We start from the raw sequence: 233 nt of genomic DNA, 5'->3' as shown, positions 1-233 counted from the left end.
ATCTAAGCCTAATGCGCGCATGCTGTCGTCAAATTGTTGCTCGCTGTATTTATCATCACAGGCAATAGAATGACCCGCATATTGACAATGTACCCTAATCTGATGAGTACGCCCAGTCACAGGACTGGCTTTGACCAAGGTACACCCTTGGTATCGCTGCATGATTTTGAAACGCGTTTCCGACTCTTTACCTTCTTTATTAACTCGAACAATACGCTCGCCAGACTTTAAGG

At 45.1% G+C, this 233-nt stretch carries 1 protein-coding gene; it reads right to left on the bottom strand.

Annotation, left to right across the window (positions count from 1 at the left end):
* Positions 1 to 233, bottom strand: a 233-nt coding sequence (locus tag AAEY78_RS15100) for a pseudouridine synthase (protein ID WP_352340329.1), incomplete at both ends; no start/stop codon positions are given.

Origin of the sequence: Psychrobacter sp. 16-MNA-CIBAN-0192, assembly GCF_040309565.1 — a bacterium.
Lineage (GTDB): Bacteria > Pseudomonadota > Gammaproteobacteria > Pseudomonadales > Moraxellaceae > Psychrobacter.
The sequence above is the reverse complement of the archived record's forward strand: the minus strand, read 5'-3'. Positions and strand labels throughout refer to the sequence as shown.